The sequence below is a fragment of the Actinomycetospora aeridis genome (assembly GCF_037400275.1).
GTDB lineage: Bacteria > Actinomycetota > Actinomycetes > Mycobacteriales > Pseudonocardiaceae > Actinomycetospora > Actinomycetospora aeridis.
In genome coordinates, this window is the sequence record NZ_JBBEGL010000001.1 from 828,002 (window position 1) to 849,005 (window position 21,004).

At 75.0% G+C, this 21,004-nt stretch carries 18 protein-coding genes; 12 read left to right on the forward strand and 6 right to left on the reverse strand.

The annotated features are described in order from the left end of the window. Nucleotides 1-45 precede the first annotated feature (45 nt). From nucS to WCD41_RS03990, 8 genes are all read left to right on the forward strand, one after another. On the forward strand, nt 46-705 hold the full coding sequence (gene nucS / locus WCD41_RS03955) for an endonuclease NucS (RefSeq protein WP_337712061.1): 660 nt from the start codon (nt 46-48) through the stop codon (nt 703-705). After that, a complete protein-coding gene (locus WCD41_RS03960) occupies nt 705-1,196 on the forward strand; it encodes an HIT family protein (protein WP_337712062.1) in 492 nt (163 codons plus the stop codon). The genes nucS and WCD41_RS03960 overlap by 1 nt, the downstream gene beginning before the upstream one ends. 112 nt (nt 1,197-1,308) lie before the next feature. Then, nucleotides 1,309-2,829, forward strand: coding sequence for an aldehyde dehydrogenase family protein (locus WCD41_RS03965; protein ID WP_337712063.1), 1,521 nt, complete (start codon nt 1,309-1,311; stop codon nt 2,827-2,829). A gap of 70 nt (nt 2,830-2,899) precedes the next feature. Continuing rightward, the gene (locus WCD41_RS03970; RefSeq protein WP_337712064.1) at nt 2,900-4,282 is read left to right on the forward strand and encodes an FAD-binding oxidoreductase; all 1,383 of its coding nucleotides are present in this window, start codon (nt 2,900-2,902) and stop codon (nt 4,280-4,282) included. Beyond that, nucleotides 4,279-5,430 (forward strand): MBL fold metallo-hydrolase, encoded by a 1,152-nt coding sequence (locus WCD41_RS03975; protein ID WP_337712065.1) that lies wholly within the window; start codon nt 4,279-4,281, stop codon nt 5,428-5,430. Before WCD41_RS03970 ends, WCD41_RS03975 begins: the two co-directional genes overlap by 4 nt. Continuing rightward, nucleotides 5,427-6,878, forward strand: a complete 1,452-nt coding sequence (locus WCD41_RS03980; RefSeq protein WP_337712066.1) for a DHA2 family efflux MFS transporter permease subunit — start codon at nt 5,427-5,429, stop codon at nt 6,876-6,878. The genes WCD41_RS03975 and WCD41_RS03980 overlap by 4 nt, the downstream gene beginning before the upstream one ends. 60 nt (nt 6,879-6,938) lie before the next feature. Further along, nucleotides 6,939-8,723, forward strand: a complete 1,785-nt coding sequence (locus tag WCD41_RS03985) for a 3-hydroxyacyl-CoA dehydrogenase family protein (protein ID WP_337712067.1) — start codon at nt 6,939-6,941, stop codon at nt 8,721-8,723. Then, complete coding sequence (locus tag WCD41_RS03990) at nt 8,723-8,986, forward strand: Rv1322 family protein (RefSeq protein ID WP_337712068.1); 264 nt, start codon at nt 8,723-8,725, stop codon at nt 8,984-8,986. The genes WCD41_RS03985 and WCD41_RS03990 overlap by 1 nt, the downstream gene beginning before the upstream one ends. A gap of 96 nt (nt 8,987-9,082) precedes the next feature. Here WCD41_RS03990 and WCD41_RS03995 read toward each other — a convergent pair whose 3' ends face one another. The 3 genes from WCD41_RS03995 to mce form a co-directional block, all read right to left on the reverse strand. Continuing rightward, the gene (locus WCD41_RS03995; protein WP_337712069.1) at nt 9,083-10,210 is read right to left on the reverse strand and encodes a DivIVA domain-containing protein; all 1,128 of its coding nucleotides are present in this window, start codon (nt 10,208-10,210) and stop codon (nt 9,083-9,085) included. An 88-nt stretch (nt 10,211-10,298) separates the two neighbouring features. Next, entirely contained in the window at nt 10,299-11,630 is a 1,332-nt protein-coding gene (gene ccrA, locus WCD41_RS04000) for a crotonyl-CoA carboxylase/reductase (RefSeq protein ID WP_337712070.1), read from the reverse strand. A gap of 88 nt (nt 11,631-11,718) precedes the next feature. Next, nucleotides 11,719-12,180 (reverse strand): methylmalonyl-CoA epimerase, encoded by a 462-nt coding sequence (gene mce, locus WCD41_RS04005; protein WP_337712071.1) that lies wholly within the window; start codon nt 12,178-12,180, stop codon nt 11,719-11,721. Nucleotides 12,181-12,278: 98 nt separating this feature from the next. Here mce and meaB point away from each other — a divergent pair, with 98 nt between their 5' ends. Next, complete coding sequence (meaB, locus tag WCD41_RS04010) at nt 12,279-13,232, forward strand: methylmalonyl Co-A mutase-associated GTPase MeaB (RefSeq protein WP_337712072.1); 954 nt, start codon at nt 12,279-12,281, stop codon at nt 13,230-13,232. A gap of 126 nt (nt 13,233-13,358) precedes the next feature. Here the strand turns inward: meaB and WCD41_RS04015 are convergent, their stop codons facing one another. Both WCD41_RS04015 and WCD41_RS04020 read right to left on the reverse strand, forming a co-directional pair. Continuing rightward, nucleotides 13,359-14,264: a M56 family metallopeptidase gene (locus WCD41_RS04015; RefSeq protein WP_337712073.1), complete on the reverse strand. Its 906-nt coding sequence runs from the start codon at nt 14,262-14,264 to the stop codon at nt 13,359-13,361. Between the two features lie 65 nt (nt 14,265-14,329). Next, the gene (locus WCD41_RS04020; protein WP_337712074.1) at nt 14,330-14,749 is read right to left on the reverse strand and encodes a BlaI/MecI/CopY family transcriptional regulator; all 420 of its coding nucleotides are present in this window, start codon (nt 14,747-14,749) and stop codon (nt 14,330-14,332) included. 87 nt (nt 14,750-14,836) lie between these two features. Here WCD41_RS04020 and WCD41_RS04025 point away from each other — a divergent pair, with 87 nt between their 5' ends. From WCD41_RS04025 to cydC, 3 genes are read left to right on the forward strand one after another with little or no spacing between them, the layout of a single operon-like run. After that, nucleotides 14,837-16,249 (forward strand): cytochrome ubiquinol oxidase subunit I, encoded by a 1,413-nt coding sequence (locus WCD41_RS04025; protein WP_337712075.1) that lies wholly within the window; start codon nt 14,837-14,839, stop codon nt 16,247-16,249. A gap of 12 nt (nt 16,250-16,261) precedes the next feature. Beyond that, nucleotides 16,262-17,227 (forward strand): cytochrome d ubiquinol oxidase subunit II, encoded by a 966-nt coding sequence (gene cydB / locus WCD41_RS04030; protein WP_337712076.1) that lies wholly within the window; start codon nt 16,262-16,264, stop codon nt 17,225-17,227. After that, entirely contained in the window at nt 17,224-20,523 is a 3,300-nt protein-coding gene (cydC, locus tag WCD41_RS04035; RefSeq protein WP_337712077.1) for a thiol reductant ABC exporter subunit CydC, read from the forward strand. Before cydB ends, cydC begins: the two co-directional genes overlap by 4 nt. Here cydC and WCD41_RS04040 read toward each other — a convergent pair. Further along, the gene (locus tag WCD41_RS04040; protein ID WP_337712078.1) at nt 20,499-21,002 is read right to left on the reverse strand and encodes a MarR family winged helix-turn-helix transcriptional regulator; all 504 of its coding nucleotides are present in this window, start codon (nt 21,000-21,002) and stop codon (nt 20,499-20,501) included. The two genes, cydC and WCD41_RS04040, sit on opposite strands and share 25 nt — an antisense overlap. Between the last annotated feature and the right edge of the window lie 2 nt (nt 21,003-21,004).

Consider the following 21,004-nt stretch of genomic DNA (forward strand, 5'->3'; position numbering starts at 1 on the left):
ACACCCCGGGATGATCCCGGTCGCCCGTCTCCTACTCTGCGGGGTGTGCGCCTCGTCATCGCCCGATGCACGGTCGACTACGCCGGCCGCCTCACCGCACACCTGCCGAGCGCGCTGCGGCTGCTGCTGGTCAAGGCGGACGGGTCGGTCAGCGTCCACGCCGACGACCGGGCCTACAAGCCGCTGAACTGGATGAGCCCCCCGTGCTGGCTGACGGAGGAACCGGGGGTGTGGACGGTCCGGAACAAGGCGGACGAGACGCTGACGATCACCCTCGAGGAGATCCAGCACGACTCCAGCCACGAGCTCGGCGTCGACCCGGGCCTGGTGAAGGACGGCGTCGAGGCCCACCTGCAGGAGCTGCTCGCCCAGCACGTGACGACGCTGGGGGACGGCTGGACGCTGGTGCGGCGCGAGTACCCGACGGCGATCGGCCCGGTCGACCTGCTCTGCCGCGACGCCGGGGGCGCGTCGGTGGCGGTGGAGATCAAGCGGCGGGGGGAGATCGACGGCGTCGAGCAGCTGACCCGCTACCTCGAGCTGCTCAACCGCGACCCGCTGCTGACGCCGGTGGCTGGGGTGTTCGCGGCGCAGCAGATCAAGCCGCAGGCCCGGACGCTTGCCGTCGACCGCGGGATCCGCTGCGTGACGCTCGACTACGACGCCCTGCGCGGCGCCGAGGTCGACGAGTTCCGCCTGTTCTGATGGGTGGGCGCCTGACGCGCGCCCTCGCGCGCCGCCTCGGCCGCGGACGGGTGCGCGAGCGCCTGCCCGCCGAGGTCGACGGCGAGTGCGTGTTCTGCCGGATCGTCGACGGGCGCGGCGAGGCGAGCGTCGTCGCCGAGTCCGAGGGTGCCGTGGCGTTCCTCGACCTCCAGCCCGTCACGCCGGGGCACGTGCTCGTCGTGCCCCGGGCGCACGCGGCGCACCTCGCGGACACCACCGACGCCGACGGCGCGGCGATGTGGGCGCTGGCGCGGCGGGTCGCGGCGGGGCTGCGGGCGGCCGGGCTGGCGGACGGGGTGAACCTGCTGCTCGCCGACGGGGCGGTCGCGTGGCAGACGGTGTGGCACGTGCACCTGCACGTCATCCCGCGCCGACGCGGCGACGGGCTGCGCCTGCTCGCGGACTGGACCCGCCCCGACCGCGCGAGCCTGGACGCGACCGCGGACCGCATCCGCGCCGCCCTGTCGTGATCGCCGTTCCTTGATCCACGGAAGAATACGGACACCCAGTGTCTGCGACGCCACGCCGCTGACACGGACGAACAGTCGCGCCTGACCGCTACTCGCAAGTACCTTCATGGCCATGACGAGCACCCGCGACGCGGGGACGGTGCCCGCGGCCACCCAGCAGACCACGTTCGACTCCCTCGACCCCCGCACCGGGGCCGTGATCGCCTCCTACCCGCGGCACACGCCCGAGCAGGTCGAGGCGACGGTCGCGCGGGCGCGGCGGGCGTCGCGGTGGTGGACCGACCTCGGCTTCGACGGCCGGGCCCACAAGCTCGCGGCCTGGCGCCAGCTCATCGACCGGCGGCGCGAGGAGCTCGCTGCCGTGGTCAGCCGCGAGACCGGCAAGCCGCTCGACGACGCCCGGATCGAGGGCATCCTCGCGCTCGACCACCTGCACTGGGCCGCCAAGCACGCCGCGAAGGTGCTCGGACCGCGCAACGCCGCCGCCGGCCTGCTGATGATCAACCACAAGGCCACCGTCGAGTACCCGCCGATGGGCGTGATCGGCGTGCTGGGCCCCTGGAACTACCCGGTGTTCACGCCGATGGGCTCGATCGTCTACGCGCTGGCCGCGGGCAACACGGTGGTCTTCAAGCCCAGCGAGCTCACCCCGGGCGTCGGGAAGTGGCTCGTCGACAGCTTCGCCGAGGCGGTCGGTGCCGATGACAACGCCGACGCCGTCTTCCAGCTCGTCACCGGCGAGGGCGAGACGGGCGCCGCGCTGTGCCGCGCGGGGGTGGACAAGGTCGCGTTCACCGGCTCGACGGCCACCGCGAAGAAGGTCATGACGACCTGCGCGGAGTCGCTGACGCCGGTGCTCGTCGAGTGCGGCGGCAAGGACGCCCTGCTCGTGGACGCCGACGCCGACCTCGACGACGCGGCCGCGGCCGTCGTCTGGGGCGCCATGTCGAACGCCGGCCAGACCTGCGTCGGCGTCGAGCGCGTGTACGTCGTGGACGCGGTGGCCGAGGACCTCCTCGACCGGGTCGCCCGCCGCGCCGCGAACGTCACCCCCGGCGGGGCGCCGGACTCCCAGTACGGGCCGATCACGATGCCGAGCCAGCTCGGGATCATCTCCGGCCAGATCGACGACGCGCTGACCCGCGGGGGCCGCGCGGTCGTCGGCGGCCGCGAGTCGGTGCGGGCGCCCTACGTCGAGCCCGTGGTGCTCGCCGACGTGCCGGAGGACTCGACGGCGGTCACCGACGAGACGTTCGGCCCGACCGTCGTCGTCAACCGCGTCCGCGACATCGACGAGGCCGTCGAGCGGGCGAACGCCTCGCGCTACGGCCTCGGGGCCTCGGTGTTCGCGACGAAGCGCGGCCACGAGGTGGCCCGCCGCCTGCGCGCCGGCATGGTGTCGGTCAACGGGGTCATCGCGTTCGCGGGCATCCCCTCGCTGCCCTTCGGCGGCGTCGGCGACTCCGGCTTCGGACGCATCCACGGCGTCGACGGGCTGCGCGAGTTCACCCGCCCGCTCGCGATCTCCGAGCGCCGCTTCCGCAGCGTCAACATCATGACGTTCGAGCGGCCGCGCTGGGTCGTCCGGTTCCTCACCCGGCTGGTCAGCGTGCTCTACGGTCGCCGCGGCTGACCGCGCTCCGTCACTCGATCACGCTTCCGGCGTCTTGGTGATCGCACGGCGGTAGGCCAGGCTCACCCGTGTGACCCAGGATCTCGGACAGCGTGTCGCGGGTCCGGTGCTCCACCCGGGTGACGACGGCTACGAGGCCGAGCTCGCTGGCTTCGACCTGTCGGTGCGGCACCACCCGGCGGTCGTCGTCGGCGCCACGAGCGCGGCCGACGTCCTCGCGGCGGTCCGGGACGCGGTGAGGGCGGGCCTCGCCGTCGGGGTGCAGGCGACCGGGCACGGCATCACGGTCGCCGCCGGCGACGGGACCCTGCTGATCACCACCCGGCGCCTCGACGGCGTGCGGGTCGACCCTGCCGCGCGCACCGCGTGGGTCGAGGCCGGGGCGACCTGGGACCACGTGCTGCGGCAGACGGCCCCGCACGGCCTCGCGCCGCTCGTCGGGTCCGCGCCCGCCGTCGGCGCCGTCTCGTACACCCTGGGCGGCGGGCTCGGTGAGCTCGGGCGGCGCTGGGGCTTCGCCGCCGACCACGTGCGCCGCCTCGACGTGGTGACCGCCGACGGCGTCGCGCGCCGCGTCACCGCCGACGAGCACCCCGACCTGTTCCGGGCGCTGCGCGGGGGCGGGGGCAACGTCGGCGTCGTCACCGGCATGGAGATCGGCCTCGTCCCGCTGCGCGAGGTGTACGGCGGCGGGCTCTTCTTCGCGGGCGAGGACGCGCCGGCGGTGCTCGCGGCGCTCGTCGCGACCGGGGACGGCGCGCCCGACGAGGTGAGCCTGTCCGCCGCGCTGATGACCTTCCCCGACGTGCCGGCCGTCCCGGCCGCGGTGCGGGGGCGCTGGTGCGCGCACGTGCGGGTCTGCTCGTCGGGGGAGCCCGCGCGGTGCGAGGAGGTGATCGCCCCAGTGCGCGCCGCGGCGACCCCGCTGCTCGACAGCGTCGCGACCCTGCCCGTCACCGCGATCGGGACGATCCACAACGACCCCGTCACCCCGCTGGCCACGAACAGCCGCTCGCTGGCGCTGCGGCGGGTGGACGGCGACGTCCTCGCGACGATCCTGCGCCACGCCGGGCCGCGCGCCCCGTTCCTCGTCGAGCTGCGCCTGATGGGCGGGGCCCTCGCGCGCCCGCCGGCCGTGCCGGACGCCGTGGGTCACCGTGACGCGGCCGCCACCGTCTACACCACCGCCCACCCGCACCCGACGGGCCCGAGCGTGTCCGACACCGCCGCCGAGCAGGCCCTCCTCGACGACCTGGCGGCGTGGAGCGACGGCGGCGCCCTGGTCAACTTCCTCGCCGGAGCGCACGTCTCGGTGGCCGACGTGCGCGCGGCCTACGACCGCGACACGTGGGACCGGCTCGTCGCGATCAAGAACGCGTGGGACCCCGGCAACGTCTTCCGGATCAACCACAACGTCCCGCCGACCGACCACTCCGGGAGCACCCCACGATGACCGAGCCCACCCCTCTCGGCAGCCTCGTCGAGATCGACGACCGCACGGTCCTCGTCCTCGGCCAGGAGCTCGACATCGCCCACGAGCAGCCCGACGTCGGCAACGCGCTCGTGCACCGGGCGGGCGAGCACCTCGTCCTCGTCGACACGGGCGTCACCGAGGCGTTCCGGGCCGCACTGCGCACGGCCGTCGACCGGGTCGGGCCGTGGTCGCGGCTCCTGCTGATCACCACCCACGGCCACACCGACCACGTCGGCAACAACGACCTGGTCGACGAGCTCGCCGCCGAGCTCGGCGTGCCCGCCGAGCACTGGGTGTCGGCCCGCGACGTCGAGCAGATGCGGGACCCGGTGACCTACTGGGAGCGGGCGTTCGACCGCCTCACCGGGGTGGCCCCGCTCCCCGCGCCGCCGGCGCTGTCCGCGAAGAAGGTCGTCTCCCTGTTCCAGCCGTTGCACCCGTTCGGGACGACGACGCGGACCTACGAGGAGCGCCCGCTGGAGCGACTGTCGCTCGGCTCGGTGCGGATGACCGGCTGGTCGTTCGCCGACGGCGCGGTCCGGGTGCTGCGCAGCCAGGGGCACTGCGCCGGGCACGTGATCGTCCACCTGCGCGACGCCGGGCTCGTCCACCTCGGCGACGAGGTCAACGGGCCGTGCGGGGCGATGCGCGACGCCGACCAGCTCAAGCTGACGACCGTGTTCGGCGCGGTCGCCACGGCCGCGGCCGAGGGCGCGGTGTCGGCCGTCACCGAGGGACACGACGGCACCGTCCGGCGCGGCGACGAGGTCGTCGCGCACCTCGACGAGATCCTCGACCAGGCGGTGGCCCTGCAGGAGGCCGCGCTCGAGATCACCGACGGGCACGACACGGTGGACCCCGCCGGGTTCGCGACCGATCTCGGCCGGCGCGTCGCCGAGCTCGGCGGCGGCGGGCCCAACCCGAACCCGGTGTTCGGCGGCATGATGTCGGTCAACATGCTCGACGAGATCGGGCTGCGTCCCGCCCACGCGGGCCACGAGGGCCGGCCGTGGTCGCGTCCCGGGCGGACCGACCCGGCGCCGGTCGCCGGGATGCCGCACGGCATCGCGCTCCTGCCGGCCGCGGCCGCCATGGTCGGCTGGAAGCTGCGCGGGCGCGACAAGTGAGCTCACCCGCGCCCGACCCGAAGCGGTGGCTCGTGCTGGTCGCCATGACCGGCTCGCTGTCGATGATCATGCTCGACCAGACGGTCGTGTCCGTCGCGCTGCCGACGATGGGGCGCGACCTGTCGCTGGACCCCGCCGGGCAGCAGTGGGTGGTCAACGCCTACGTGCTCGCCCTCGCGGCCCTGGTCGCCCTCGGGGGCAAGGCCGCGGACCTCCTCGGGCCCCGGCGGGCGTTCCGGTCCGGGGTCAGCCTGTTCTTCCTGGCGTCCGTCGGCTGCGGGCTGGCCCCGGCGGGCGCCCTCGGCGAGGCCACGATCATCGCCTGCCGCACGCTGCAGGGGGCGGGCGCGGCGCTCATGGTGCCGGTGTCGGGCGCGATCGTCATCGCGTCGTTCGGCCCGGGGGAGCGCGGTCGCGCCATGGCCGTCTTCGCCGGCATCAGCCAGATCTTCGTCGCGCTCGGCCCGCTCATCGGCGGCCTGCTCACCGAGTACGTCTCGTGGCGCGCGGTGTTCTTCCTCAACGTGCCGGTCGGGATCGCGACGCTCGTGCTCGTGGCGATCGCCCCCGTGCCCGCCGCCCGCGTCCCCGGCACCCGCATCCGGCCCCTGGACGTCGTGCTCGTGGTGGCGGGGCTGGCCGCGACGACGTTCGGGATCCAGCTCGCGGGCACCGACGGCCTGTCGTCGCCGCCGGTGCTGGCCCTGGTCGTCGGCGGGCTGGCGGCCACGGGCTGGTTCGTCGTGCGCCAGGTGCGCGCGTCCGACCCGCTGATCCACGTCCGCCTGTTCGCCGACCGCGGCTTCACCGGTGCCGCCGTGGTCATGGGGTTCGTGCAGTTCGGACTGCTCGGGCTCGTGCTCTACAGCTCGATCTACCTGCAGGAGCTGCTCGACTTCGGGCCCATGAGCGCCGGGCTCGCGGTGCTGCCCCTGATCCTGCCGCTGACCCTCGCCGCCCAGGTCGGGGGCCGGTGGTTCGACCGGGCCGGTGTCCGGGGGCCGGTGCTCACGGGTCTGGTGCTCTGCGCGGTCGGCACGGTCCTGTGGCTGCTCGCGCTGCCGGGGCTGGACTACGTCCTCCAGACGCCCGGGATGGCCCTGGTCGGGGTGGGGCTCGGGCTGACGCTGTCCCCGACCAACACCGACGCGCTCGCCCGCGTGGGGGTCTCCGAGCGCACCCAGGCCTCCGGCGTCGTCCAGACCGTCCGCCAGCTCGGCGGCACGCTGGGCATCGCGGTGATCGGGGCGGTCGTGATCGCCGCCGACGGCGAGCAACCGGGCGGGACGGCCGCGCCGGCCGGGATCGCCGCCGGGTTCTGGGTCGCGGCGGGCGCGTTCGTCCTCGCCGCGCTGGTCGGGGCCCTGCTCCTGGCCCGTCGGGCGCCCCGACCTACCGGAACGGTCAAGTTACCGACAAGTACGAACCCCTCCGTCGGGCCCGGGTGAGACGGCGGCGCACATGGCAGGATCGCGCCCGTCAACGGTCGTCGGCAGGAAGGCAACGGCGTGGCGCGCGAATTCGCCCGGGTCGGAGTGGTCGGTCTCGGCACGATGGGGGCCGGCATCGTCGAGGTGTTCGCCCGGGGCGGCATCGAGGTCGTCGCCGTGGAGGTGGACGAGGCGGCCGCCACCAAGGGCCGCGAGACCCTCGAGGCGTCGACGCAGCGGGCGGTCGACCGCTCGAAGCTCGCCGCCGACGACCGCGAGGCCCTGCTGGGACGGGTGCAGATCAGCACCGACCTCGGCGACCTCGCCGACGTCGCCCTCGTGGTCGAGGCCGTGCCGGAGCGCCTCGAGCTCAAGGCCGAGGTCTTCGCCGCCCTGAGCAAGGTCTGCGGCCCGGAGACGATCTTCGCCTCGAACACCTCGTCGCTCTCGATCACCGAGCTGTCGGTGCGCACCGAGCGCCCGAGCCAGGTCGTCGGCATGCACTTCTTCAACCCGGCGCCCGTGCAGGCGCTGGTCGAGGTGGTGCGCACGGTCGTCACCGACCCCGAGGTGCTCGCCGACGTCACGGACCTCGCGGTCCAGCTCGGCAAGAGCCCGGTGGTGTGCGGCGACCGCGCCGGCTTCATCGCCAACAACCTGCTCTTCACCTACCTCAACCAGGCCGTGGGGATGTTCGAGTCCCACTACGCCGGGCGCGAGGACCTCGACGCCGCGATGCGCTACGGCTGCGGCTACCCGATGGGCCCGCTCGCGCTGATGGATCTCATCGGCCTCGACACCGCCTACGAGATCCTCGACACGATGTACCGGCAGTCGCGCAACCAGCGCCATGCGCCCGCCCCGATCCTCAAGCAGATGATCACGGCCGGGCTGCTGGGCCGGAAGTCCGGGCGCGGCTTCTACACCTACGCCGCCCCCGGCTCGCCCGAGGTCGTCGCCGACTCCCTGACCCCGCCGCCGCCCGGCGAGGAGGGCGGCGACCAGCGCACGGTCGCCACCGTCGGCGTCGTCGGCACCGGCACGATGGCCACCGGCATCGCCGAGGTCTTCGCCAAGTCCGGCTACGAGGTCATCGTGCGCGCCCGCACCGAGGCCAAGGGCGAGGGCGTGGTCGCGGGCATCCGCAAGTCGCTGGAGAAGGCCGTCGTCAAGGGCAAGCTCTCCGAGGACGCCCGCGACGAGACGCTGGCGCGCGTCCGCCCGACGACGACGTTCGACGACCTCGCCGGCTGCGACCTCGTCGTCGAGGCCGTCGCCGAGGACCTCGAGGTCAAGCAGGCCGTGTTCGGCGCGCTCGACGACGTCGTCAAGAAGGGCGCCATCCTCGCGACCACGACCTCGTCGCTGCCGGTGGTCGAGTGCGCCGCGGCCACCCAGCGCCCCGACGACGTCATCGGGATGCACTTCTTCAACCCCGCATCGGTGATGAAGCTGGTCGAGATCGTCAGCCCGATCACCACGGCGCCCGACGTGACGTCGACCGTGCGCGCGGTCACCGCGAAGATCGGCAAGCACCCGGTGCTCTGCGGCGACCGCGCCGGCTTCATCGTCAACGCGCTGCTCTTCCCGTACCTCAACGACGCCACCGCGATGCTCGAGGCGAACTACGCGACCGCCGACGACATCGACTCGGCCATGAAGAACGGCTGCGGGCTGCCCATGGGGCCGTTCGCGCTGCTCGACGTCGTCGGCCTCGACGTGTCGCTGGCGATCGAGCGCTCGCTGTATATGGAGTTCCGCGTCCCCGGTTTCGCGCCCGCGCCGCTGCTGGAGCACCTGGTCACCGCCGGGCGTCTCGGCCGCAAGACCGGCCAGGGGTTCCGGGACTACCAGAAGAAGTAGTGGCCCGCCGCTCCCGTCGCCCCCCGCCCCCCGCCGCGGCACCCCCGCCGCTGCGGGGCGGCTGGGTGCGCGACGAGGACGGCTGGACGGTGCGCTCGATCAGCGGGACGGCGGCGACGAAGACCTACGTCTGCCCCGGCTGCCACCAGGACATCCCGCCGGGCACGCCGCACGTGGTCGCCTGGCCCGCCGACGAGCCCGAGGGGACGGTCGAGCGCCGGCACTGGCACACGGGCTGCTGGCGGCGGAAACGGCGCTCCTGATCGGCGCCCCATGTGAGCGATTTCCGGTGCTATAGCACCGGAAATCGCTCACATAGGGGTGAGCTGCGGCGGATGCCGGACACGCGCGCTGATGCGTCAGCGGGTCGGGGCCGCGCTGCGCTGCTCGGGCGCGGAGGCGCCGCCGAGGTCGGATCCGGAACCGTTGGCGTGCGGGCCCGGCGGGTCGGGCAGCACCGGGCGACCGTCGCCCTCGTGCCCCTCCTCGGGGAACGAGTCGACCGTCGGCAGCGCCCCGAGCGCGGTGCGCAGCGTGTTGAGCTGCTGGCCGACCCGGTCGCGCAGGCGCCGCATCTCGGCGACCTCGGCGTCGGCCTCGCGCAGACGGCGCCGGGCCTCCTCGGAGGCGTCCTGCACGTACTTGTCGGCCCGCTCGCGCGAGGTGCGCTCGTCGGCCTCGATCTGGCGCATCGCCTCGCGGCGACGGGCCGCCATGGCGACCGCGAAGTCGTTCTCGACCTGGTCGCGCGTGGCCTGGCCCTCGGTGTCGAGGCGCTCGCGCTCCTGCTCGGACTCCTGGCGCAGGCGGGCGGCCTCGGTGCGGGCGCCCTCCATGACCCCGCGGTGCTCGTCCTCCATCGCGTGCCGGCGGCGCTCGTTGTCGGCGAGCCCGTCGTCGTAGCGGTGACGGGCCTCCTCGGCCTCGGCCTCGGCGCGCTCGTGGATCTCGCGGGCCTGGCGGCGGGCCTCCTCGAGCGTGGCGCGCGCCTGCTCCTCGGCCTGCTCGACGGTCCGGCGTGCCCGCTCGTTCGCCTCGCCGGTGATCCGGCGGGCGTGCTCGTCGGCCTCGGCCGTGGTGCCGCGGGCGTGCTCGTCGGCGCCGTTCATCGTGCGGCGCGCGTACTCGTCGGCGTCCTCGCGGATACGGCGGGAGGCGTCGGCGGCCTCGTCACGCATCGCGCGGGTCTCGTCCTGGGCCAGGCGCAGCATGCGCTGGAGGCGCTCGGAGAGGCCCTCCATGGTGTCCGGCGGCGCCGAGAGACGGTCGACCTGCGCCCGCAGGTCCTCGACGTGCGCACGGTGGTGGTCGAGCGCCCGCGCGAGCTCGGTCGCCTGCGCCACGGCGGCGTCGCGGTCGGCGGTGAGGATCCGCAGGTCTGCCTCGACGCGGTCGAGGTGCTCCTCGACCTGTCCGCGGTCGTACCCGCGGCGCACGACGTCGAAGCCGGTCCCCAGCGGCAACAGTTCGTGCTCGTCGGACGGCATGCGGCTCACGGTACCGGCGGGACGCGGGGTGCTCCACGGACGGGTGAGGGTGTCGTCCCCACCCGTCCGCGCACCGTACCGGCGACGATCAGACGCCCCGGAACCGGTTGATGCCCTCGAGGTGCTGGGCGCGCTTCTCGGTGTTCGTGACGCCGAGGCCCTCCTCGGGGGCGAGGGCGAGGACGCCGACCTTGCCCTGGTGGCTGTTGTGGTGCACGTCGTTGGCGGCCTCGCCGGTCTCGTGCAGCGGGTAGACCCGCGAGACCGTCGGGTGGATCGCGCCCTGGGCCACCAGGCGGTTCGCCAGATAGGCCTCCTTGTAGTTCGCGAAGTGCGACCCGATGATCCGCTTGAGGTTCATCCACAGGTACCGGTTGTCGTACTGGTGCATGAAGCCCGAGGTCGACGCGCAGGTGACGATCGTGCCGCCGCGCTTGGCGACGTAGACGCTCGCGCCGAAGGTCTCGCGGCCGGGGTGCTCGAAGACGATGTCGGGGTCGTCGCCGCCGGTCAGCTCGCGGATCTTCTGGCCGAACCGCTTCCACTCGCGCGGGTCCTGGGTCTCGGGGTCGGACCAGAACTTGTAGCCCTCGGCAGAGCGGTCGATGATCAGCTCGGCGCCCATCTTGCGGGCGATCTCGGCCTTCTCCGGCGAGGAGACCACGCACACCGGCGTCGCGCCGCCGTTGAGCGCGAACTGGGTGGCGTAGGAGCCCAGGCCGCCCGAGGCGCCCCAGATGAGCACGACGTCGCCCTGGGTCATGTTGGCGCCGTTCGCGCTGACCAGCTGGCGGTAGGCGGTGGAGTTGACCAGCCCGGGGGAGGCGGCCTCCTCCCAGGTCAGGTGGTCCGGCTTGGGCATGAGCTGGTTGGTCTTGACCAGCGCCAGCTCGGCCAGGCCGCCGAAGTTGGTCTCAAAGCCCCAGATGCGCTGCTCGGGGTCCATCATCGTGTCGTCGTGGCCGTCGGGGGCCTCGAGCTCGACCGAGAGGCAGTGCGCCACGACCTTGTCGCCGGGCTTCCAGGTGTGCACGCCCTCGCCGGTCTTGAGCACGACGCCGGCGAGGTCCGAGCCGACCACGTGGTAGGGCAGGTCGTGGCGCTTGGCCAGGGGCGAGATCTTGCCGTAGCGCTTGAGGAAGCTGAACGTCGACACCGGCTCGAAGATCGAGGTCCACACGGTGTTGTAGTTGATGGCGCTGGCCATGACGGCCACGAGCGCCTCACCGGGGGCCACCTCGGGGGTGGGGACGTCGTCGAGGTGCAGCGACTTGCGGGGGTCCTTCTCCCGCGAGGCCATCCCCTCGAACATGTCGGCCTCGTCGGCGTGCACGGTGATGCCCCGGTACGACTCGGGGACCGAGAGCCCGGCCAGGGCGGCGGTGTCGTCGGCGAGGATGGCGTCGCGGATGTCCTGCACTGGTGTTGCCTCCGGGTGTGGTGCGGTGGCGCGAGGCTACCGACCGGTAACAGTCCTGGGGACCGGGGTGTGAGCGGGTCGGTGTCCTCTAGTGCTTCTCGGCCGGTTCGACGAGCTCCACCAGCACGCCACCGGCGTCCTTGGGGTGCACGAAGTTGACCCGCGAGCCGGCGGTGCCGCGCCGCGGGGCGTCGTAGAGCAGGCGCAGGCCCTTGGCGCGCAGCGTCTCGGCGCTCTGCTCGACGTCGGTGACCCGGTAGGCGACCTGCTGGAGCCCGGGTCCGTTGCGGTCGATGAACTTGGCGATCGTCGACGACTCGTCCACCGGGGCGAGCAGCTGCACGGCCGGCCCGGCGTCGTCCCCGGGCGCGTGCAGCATCGCCTCGCGCACGCCCTGCTCCTCGTTGGTCTCCTGGTGGGTCGCCACCAGGCCGAGGTTCTCGGCGTACCAGGCGATCGCGGCGTCGAGGTCGGGGACGGCGATCCCCACGTGGTCGATCGTGGTGATCCCGCTCGCGGCCAGGTCGCCCGGTGTCCCGTCGGAAGCCATGGCGGGCAGGGTAACCATCTGAATCGAAGTGCCCGCTCCGTGACGCAGCGCACGCTCGATTTATCAAGCATGCGTGGCGATCGGTACCGTGCCGCGCCGTGGACCTGGATCAACTGGTCGCCGGGGCGCGCGACGGGACCCCTCGCGCGGTGGCACGGCTGATCTCCCTCGTGGAGGACGGGAGCCCGCAGCTGCGCGAGCTGGCCGCCGCCCTGGCTCCCCACGCCGGGCGCGCGCGGGTCGTGGGCCTCACCGGCTCACCCGGGGTCGGGAAGTCGACGACGACGTCGGCGCTGGTCACGGCCCTGCGTGCCGACGACCGGCGCGTCGGTGTCCTCGCCGTGGATCCCAGCTCGCCGTTCTCCGGCGGCGCGTTGCTGGGCGACCGGGTGCGGATGGGCGAGCACGCGACCGACCCGGGCGTCTTCATCCGATCGATGGCCACGCGCGGTCATCTCGGCGGGCTCGCCGCGGCGACGCCGCAGGCGCTGCGGGTCCTGGACGCCGCGGGCTGCGACGTGATCCTGGTCGAGACGGTGGGGGTGGGCCAGTCGGAGGTCGAGGTCGTCGCCCTGGCCGACACGACGGTCGTGCTCCTGGCGCCCGGGATGGGTGACGGTGTCCAGGCGGCCAAGGCCGGCATCCTCGAGGTCGGGGACGTGTTCGTCGTCAACAAGGCCGATCGCGACGGCGCCGACGCGACGGTGCGGGAGCTGCAGCACATGGTGTCGCTGAACCGGCGGGAGGTCTCGGGCCCGTCGTGGCGCCCGCCGGTCGTGCGGACGGTGGCCGCGTCGGGCCAGGGGATCGACGACCTCGTCGGCGCCCTCGACGACCACCGCGCCTGGATGGCCGACCACGACCGCCTCACCGAGGGGCCGCGACGCCGGGCGCGCGCCGAGATCGAGGCGATCGCGCTGGCCGACCTGCGGGCGCGCATCCGCGAGCTGGCCGGGGCCGCGGCGCTCGGGGAGCTGGCCGAGCGCGTCGTCGCCGGCGAGCTGGACCCCTACGCGGCCGCCGACGAGGTCGTGAGCTCGGTGCGGAGCTGACCGGTGCCCCGGGGTGCTGGGTTGCCGGGGTGCCGGGGTGCCGGGGCGCCGGAGCGAGGGACTCCCTCGCTGCGTCCCAGGCACTCGAGGTGACTCTCGCTCCCGACCCGCGCCGGCGACCGCTTCTCAGCGCAGCACGCCGGCGGCCGGCAGGGCCACGGCGAGCCAGGGGATGACCACCGCGATCGTCGGCACGACGACCACCGCGGCCGCGGCGAGGTAGGTGCCGGTCGCGAGCACGGGGCCGCCGCAGGCCCGGGCCCGCACGCGCTCGAGGCGTGCGGAGATCTCGCGGTCCCCGGTGACGCCGAACGCCTCGAGCGCCCCGGCCATCGCGCGGTCCGAGCAGCGGGCGCGGCCGGCGTCGTCGGCGAGCATCTCCAGCAGCAGCCCGACGGCGTCGCGGGCCTGGCGGCTGCGCGCGAGCACGGGGAACGCCTGGTGCAGGGCGACGAAGCCCTCGCGGACGAGGTCGTGGCGCGCGTCGAGGTGGGCCTGCTCGTGGGCGAGGACGGCGCGCAGCTCGTCGGGGTCGAGGGTGTCGAGGGCCGCCTCGGTCACGACGACACGCGGTGCCCGGCCGGGGACGCAGTAGGCGAAGGGGACGGCGCCGTCGAGGACCCGCAGCACGGACGTCGCGCCCGCGCCGCCGCCGATCAGGGCGCTGCGCTCGGCGCGGTCGAGCAGGTCGACCATGTCCCGGTGGTGGGCCCGGCGGCGCCGGGTGCGCACCGCTAGCAGCACCAGCACGCCGACCAGTCGCAGGACGATGAGCCCGGCCAGGACGGCGGCGATCACCACGGCGACGACCGTCGGCGTGCCCTGCCGCCGTTCGGGGGCCAGGGCCCGCAGCAGTTCCTCGGGCGCGGCCAGCGCACTGCCGACCGCGGCCAGCACGGCGGCCAGCGCGATCGCCTGCCAGAGCACGATGGCGGCGCGCGGGACGCGCTGGGGCCAGCGGGCGCGGGCCAGCACCGAGGGGACCGGGCCGGCCAGCACGAGGGCCAGCGCGGCGAGCCACACCGACGCCATGGGGTCAGTCTGGCGCGGGCGGACACGAAGCGCAGCGGAGCTGGACCATCAGGACGGGCCCGAGATCACGAGTCGGGGCCCCGCTCCTCGCCGTCGGTGCGCGGCTGGGGGACCTCGGGGAGGACGGGCGCGGGCGTGGTCTGCAGTGCCGCGCGCAGGGCGGCCGCGCCCTCGGGGCCGACCCGGTCGACGAACGCCACGAGCGCGGCCGTCCGGTCCTCGCCGACGTCGCCGAGCGCGTCGAGCATGAGCGACGCCGCGAGCTGCTCGCGGGTGGCCGCCGCGGTGTAGCGGTAGGCCTTGCCGTCGCGCTCCTGGCGGACCATGCCCTTCTTGGCCAGACGGCCGAGGACGGTCATCACCGTGGTGTACGCGAGCTCGCGGTCGAGCCGGTCGTGCACCTCGCGGACGGTCAGGGGCGCCGGAGCGGCCCACAGCTGCGCCATCACCGCGCGCTCGAGCTCTCCCAGGGCCACGTCACTCATCCTAGCCGTGGATCCCCTTGCCAACGCAAACCGTCGTACTACGCTGAGTCGTAGATACGACGATGCGTCGTAGGCGAGGAGGTCGTCGTGACCGCGCTGGAGCTGTCCCGACTGCAGTTCGCGGTCGTGACGATCTACCACTACCTGTTCGTCCCCCTCTCGATCTCGCTCGCGTCCCTGACGGCGCTGCTGCAGACGGCCGCGTACCGGACCGGGGACCCGCGCTGGCAGCGGTCGACGCTGGTCGCGGGCAAGCTGCTCATGATCACTTTCGCGGTCGGCATCGTCACCGGGCTGGTCCAGGAGTTCCAGTTCGGCCTGTCCTGGTCGTCGTTCGCGCGCTTCTACGGCGACGTGTTCGGTCCGACGCTCGCGATCGAGGGCATGCTCGCCTTCTTCCTCGAGGCGACCTTCCTGGGCCTGTGGTGGTTCGGCGCCGACCGGCTGCACCCCGCGCTGCACCTCGCGACGATCTGGATCGTGGCGATCGGCACGCTGATCTCCGCCTACGTGATCCTCGCGGCCAACGCGTTCATGCAGAACCCCGTGGCCTACACGCTCGACCCGGACACCGGCCGCGCCCGCCTCGGCAGCTTCACCGACCTGCTGACCAACGAGGTCGTGCTCGCCGCCTTCCCGCACACGATCGCGGGCGCGTTCGCCGGCGGCGGCGCGCTCCTGCTGGCGATCGGGGCGTACCGCGTGCGCCGGGGCGACCCGGACGGGCAGTGGCGGTCGTTCACACGGGTCGGGGCGTGGACGACGCTCGTCGCCGGCGCGCTCGTGGCGCTGACCGGCGACCTGCTCGGCAAGGTCATGACCGCCGTGCAGCCGATGAAGATGGCCGCAGCGGAGGCGCTCTACGCGACGCAGGCGGGCGCGCCGTTCTCGCTGTTCGCCGTCGGGGCGCCGGGGGAGAAGGAGCCGTTCTTCTCCCTCGACGTCCCGTGGCTGCTGTCGTTCCTGGCCACGGGCGACCCGACGGCCACCGTGCAGGGCATCGACGACCTGCAGGCGCAGTACACCGCGCAGTTCGGCCCGGGCGACTACGTGCCGGTCGTCCCGATGGCGTACTGGAGCTTCCGCTTCATGATCGGGTTCGGGGTGCTCGCGACCGTCGTGGCCGCCTGGGTGCTGTGGCGGACCCGCCGTGGGCGGGAGCTCGGCGCGGGCCACCCCGTCGACCGGTGGCTGCTGCGCCTGCTCTGGACCGTGCCGGTGCTGCCCGCCCTCGCGGCGACGGCGGGCTGGCTGTTCACCGAGACCGCGCGCCAGCCCTGGCTGGTCTTCGGGCTCTTCCGCACCGAAGACGGCGTCTCGCCCGGCCTGACCCCCGTCGAGCTCGCGGCGTCGCTGGCCGGCTTTGCGCTGGTCTACGGGGTGCTGGCGGTGGTGTGGGTGCGGCTGGTGCTGCGCGTCGCCCGCACGGCGGGCGACGACCCGGCGCCCGTTCCCGCCGACGACAGCGAGCCCGACCGCCCCCTCGTTCCCTCGTACTGACGGAGACCGGTCATGGACCTCCCGACCCTGTGGTTCGCCCTCGCGGTCACGTGCTGGGTGCTGTTCTTCGTGCTGGAGGGGTTCGACTTCGGCGTCGGCGTGCTCGCCCCCGCGCTCGGCCGCGACGACCACGAGCGCGGCGCCGGCGTCACGACCATCGGCGCCGTGTGGGACGGCAACGAGGTGTGGCTCGTCGCCGCCGTCGGGGTGACGTTCGCGGCGTTCCCCGACTGGTACGCGGCGCTGATGAGCGGGCTCTACCTGCCGTTCGTGCTGCTCCTGCTGCTGCTCGCGGCGCGCGGGGTCGCGCTCGAGTTCCGGGGCAAGGGCGGGACCGAGCGCTGGCGGCGGTGGTGCGACGGGGTGCTGGCGGCGTCGTCGCTGCTGGTCGCGGCGCTGTGGGGCGCGGTGCTCGGCGTGCTCGCGACGGGGCTCGCGCTGGGGGCCGACGGGGAGGTCGCCGGGGCGGGCCTGGACCGGTCCCTGGCGCCGCTGGTGTCGGCGCCCGCGCTGCTCGGGGCCGGGCTCGGCGTCGGGGTGGCGCTGCTGCAGGGTGCGACATTCCTCGGGCTGCGCACGACCGGGCCGCTGCGGGTGCGCGCACGGACGGCGGCGCTGGTGGTGCTCGGGCCGGTCGCGGTGCTCGTCGCAGTGGTGGCGCCGCTCGGGCTGGGGGCGGTGGGCGTGGTCCTGCTGTGCGTGCTGCTCCGCCGCGAGGTGCTGGCCTTTGCGGCGGCGTCCCTGGCGGTCGCGCTCGGGGTGGTCGGGGTGCTCGCCGCGCACCTGCCCGTCGTGCTGCCGAGCACCCTCGACCCGGCGTTCTCGCTGACCGTCGCCGGTGCCGCGGCGAGCCCCGGCGCGCTGGAGCTCATCACGATCGCGGCGGTGGTCGTCCTGCCCGGGGTCGTCGCCTACCAGGCGTTCTCGTACTGGGTGTTCCGGCGGCGCGTGGCCAGCGAGCGGGTGGCGTCCTCGTGACGGGGCCCGTCGACCGTCGGCTGCTGGGACTGGCTCCTCGGGCGGGGGTGGCCGGGCTGGTGCTCGTCGGTGTCCTCCAGGCCGCGTCGACGGTCGCGGCGGCCCTCGCGGCCGCGAGCGTCGTGACGTCGCTCGTGGTGGGCCCGGGGGTCGTGCCACGTGCCGCCGTCCTCGTGCTGGTCCTGGTGGTGGCCGCCCGGGCGGTGCTGGCGTGGCTCGAGCCCGTGCTGGCGGCCCGGACGGGGGAGCGGGTCGTCGAGCAGGAGCGCGAGCGCCTGCTCGAGCGGCTCGGCCACGACGACGCGCCCGCGATCGTGCCCCTGGCCTCGCACGGGGTGGACGCCCTGCGCGGGTGGTTCACCGCAACGCTGCCGGCGCTCGTGGTGGCGGTGGTGCTGCCGCCGGCGGTGATCGCGGTGCTCGCGCTCGCCGACCCGACGTCGGCGCTGGTCGTGGCCGTGACGCTGCCGCTGGTGCCGGTGTTCGCGGTGCTGCTCGGCTGGGCCGCACGGGCCGCGGCGCGCCGCGAGTGGGCGGCCGGGGAGCGGCTGGCGGGGCACTTCCTCGACACGGTCACCGGTCTCGCGACGTTGCGGCTGTTCGGCCGGGAGCGGCGCGCGGTCGAGTCCGTCACGGACCTCGGCGAGCGGCACCGCGCGGCGTCGACGCGCGTGCTGCGCGTGGCGTTCCTGTCGTCGGCGGCCCTGGAGCTGCTCGGGACGCTGTCGGTGGGGCTGGTCGCGGTGGGGGCCGGGGTGCGGCTCGTCGAGGGTGCGATGACGCTCTACCCGGCGCTCGTGGCGATCTTGCTCGCCGGCGAGGCCCACCGCCCGCTGCGCGAGGCCGGCGCCCGCTTCCACGACACGGCCCGGGCCACGGCGGTGCTGGACGAGCGGGACGCGCTGTCCTCGTCCGCCCCGGCGCCGTCGCTCGCGCGGACGGTTTCCGCCGGGGACGCGCGGGTGCGTGTCGGCGGGCTGTCGGTGACCCACCCCGGGCGTCTCGACGCGACCCCGTCGCTGCCGGTGCTCGAGGCCCGCGGGGGCGAGCTGGTCGTCGTCGCCGGGCCGTCGGGGGTGGGCAAGACGACGCTGCTGCGGGCCCTGGCCGGGACGCTGGACGACGCCGCGCGGTCCTCGGGGTCGGTGTCGGTCCAGGGGCGCCTCCTCGTGCTCGGCCAGCACCCGCAGCTCCCGCACGCGGCGACCGTCGGGGAGGCGCTGGGTGCCGGGTCGCCGGACGTGCTGCGGCGGCTGGGCCTCCCGCTCGACCCGGCGCAGCCGCTGGCGGAGGGCGGGCGCTCGCTGTCGTCGGGGCAGCGCCGCCGCCTCGCCCTCGCGCGCGTGCTGGGTGAGGCGTCGGACGACCCCGCCGGCACGGTCGTGCTGCTCGACGAGCCCACGGCGCACCTCGACGCCGACACCGAGCGCGCGGTGGTCGAGGAGCTCCGTTCCCTGGCGGGCCGCGGCGCGCTCGTCCTCGCCGTCGCCCACCGCCCCGCCCTGCGCAAGGCCGCCGACCGGGTCGTGGAGCTGGGCGCGCCCGGGGTTGATGGAGCGAACGCGCTGTTCGCAGCTTCTATGCGTCGGAACGCCGCGTTCGCTCCGGCGCCGTCGGAGCCCGAGCCGGCGACTGCCGGCGCGAACGGGGACTTTGCGCGCCTAGAAGCAGCGAGCAGCGCGTTCGCTGCGACACCCGCGAGACGCGGGCTCCCGACGGCCGTGGCGCTCGGGACCGGCGCGGCGGTGGCGGGCGTGGCGCTCACGGCGGCGGCGGCGTGGCTCATCGCCCGCGCCGCGGCCCAGCCGCCGATCCTCACGCTGTCGATCGCCGTGGTCGCGGTGCGCGGCTTCGCAATCGCGCGGCCGGTGCTGCGCTACCTGGAGCGGGTCACGGCGCACGCCGACGTGCTGGCGCGCATGGTCCGGTGGCGCCGGCGCGTGGTGGCCGCGCTGGCCGAGCGCGTGCCGGGGGCGGTGGCCGGGCGCCGGGGCCACCTCCTCGCGCGGGTCACCGACGACGTCGACCTGCGCCTCGACGGCCTCGTCCGCGGGGTGCTGCCGCTGGCCGTCGCGGGGCTGGCGCTCCCGGTGCTGCTGGGTGTCGCGGCGCTCGCGAGCCCCGTCGTCGCCGCGGCCCTGCTGCCCGGGCTCGCCGTCGCCACAGTGGGCGCGCCGCTCGCCGCCGCGCTCGCCGCCCGCCGCGCCGCGCCCGCCGCGGAGGCGGCGACCGACGACCTGCGCGCGGCCGTCGTCGAGACCCACGCCGCCCGCGACGAGCTCGCCGCCCGGGGCGCCGACGCCCTGCGCGCCCGGCCCCGGGCGACGGCCGCGGCGCTGGCCCGGGCGCGGCGCCGCGAGGCCGCGGGCGGAGCCGTGGCGGGCGCCCTCGCGCAGCTGGGGCTCGGCGCCGCCTCGGTGGCCGCGGCGCTCGCTGCGCCGGCGAGCGTCTCGCCGGAGCTCGCCGCCGTCGCCGTCCTCGCCCCGCTGGCCCTCGGCGAGACCGTCGTCGCGCTCCCCGCGGCCGCCGCCGCGGTGGTGCGGGGGAGGCGGGCCCGCGCCCGTCTCGCCGCGCTCGCCGTCCCGGTGCCGCCCGCGCGCGAGCCCGGGCACCCGGCCACACCCGCGGGGCGCGACCTGCACCTCCACGACGTCACCGCCGGGTGGGGCGCCGAGCCGGCACTGCGGGGTCTCGACCTCGACCTGCCCGCCGGGCACCGCGTCGGGATCACCGGGGCGTCGGGAGCCGGCAAGTCCACGCTGGCCGCGGTGCTGCTGCGGCTGCTCGACCCCCGCCGCGGCACGGTGACCCTCGGCGGCGTCGACGCGGCGGCCGTCCGCGGCGAGGACTGGCGCCGTCTCGTGGCCCTGGTCGGCGAGCACGACCACGTCTTCGCCACGACCCTCCGCGAGAACCTGCACTTCGCCGCCCCGGACGCCAGCGACGCCGACCTCGTCGCGGTCCTGCACCGGGTCCGCCTCGGCGACTGGTTCGCCGGCCTGCCCGACGGGCTCGACACCTGGCTGGCCGCCGGCACCGTGTCCGGGGGCGAGCGCCGCCGGCTCGCCACCGCGCGGGCGCTGCTCGTCGACCCCGCGGTGCTCGTGCTCGACGAGCCCACCGAGGGCCTCGACCCCGCCACGGCCGCCGTACTCGTCGCGGACCTGCTCGACGCCTCCGCCGGACGCACCGTGGTGCTGCTCGCCCACCGGGGCGAGGGGCTCGACCTCGTCGACGAGGTCCGGCACCTGGCCGGCGGGACGCTGGACGCTCAGGCGAAGTCGCCGGCGGCGTGACGGACGCGGGCGAGCAGCCGGGTGAGCATCTGCGTCTCGTCGTCGTCGAGACCCACGAGCCCGAAGTCGATCGCCGTCACCGACGCGGTGGCCGCTGCGCACAGATCCCGTCCGGCGCCGGTGATCTCCACGAGCGTCGTGCGGCCGTCGGTGGGGTGCGGGCGGCGCACCACGAGGTCGGAGGCCTGGAGACGGTCGACGATGTTGGTGATCGACGTCGGGTGCAGCTGCAGGCGCTCGCCCATGATCCGCATCGGCAGCGACCCGGTGCGCGCGAACTGCAGCAGCACGAGCGCCTCATAGCGCGCGAACGTCAGCCCGTGCGGGCGCAGGGCGCCGTCGACGGCCTGCTGGAGGATCTGCTGGACGCGCATGACGCTGGTGACGGCGGCCATCGCCCGCGGCTCGCCGATGCGCTCGGTCCAGATCGACGCGGCGCGCGCGATCGGGTCGAACGGCAGCGGCGTGGAGGCGGTCATGA

Coding starts and splice junctions, on each gene's coding strand:
- WCD41_RS03960 (WP_337712062.1), top strand. CDS start 705: ATGGGTGGGCGCCTGACGCGCGCCCTCGCGCGCCGCCTCGGCCGCGGA.
- WCD41_RS03965 (WP_337712063.1), top strand. CDS start 1,309: ATGACGAGCACCCGCGACGCGGGGACGGTGCCCGCGGCCACCCAGCAG.
- WCD41_RS03975 (WP_337712065.1), top strand. CDS start 4,279: ATGACCGAGCCCACCCCTCTCGGCAGCCTCGTCGAGATCGACGACCGC.
- WCD41_RS03995 (WP_337712069.1), bottom strand. CDS start 10,210: ATGCCGTCCGACGAGCACGAACTGTTGCCGCTGGGGACCGGCTTCGAC.
- mce (WP_337712071.1), bottom strand. CDS start 12,180: ATGGCTTCCGACGGGACACCGGGCGACCTGGCCGCGAGCGGGATCACC.
- WCD41_RS04015 (WP_337712073.1), bottom strand. CDS start 14,264: ATGGCGTCGGTGTGGCTCGCCGCGCTGGCCCTCGTGCTGGCCGGCCCG.
- WCD41_RS04020 (WP_337712074.1), bottom strand. CDS start 14,749: ATGAGTGACGTGGCCCTGGGAGAGCTCGAGCGCGCGGTGATGGCGCAG.
- cydB (WP_337712076.1), top strand. CDS start 16,262: ATGGACCTCCCGACCCTGTGGTTCGCCCTCGCGGTCACGTGCTGGGTG.
- WCD41_RS04040 (WP_337712078.1), bottom strand. CDS start 21,002: ATGACCGCCTCCACGCCGCTGCCGTTCGACCCGATCGCGCGCGCCGCG.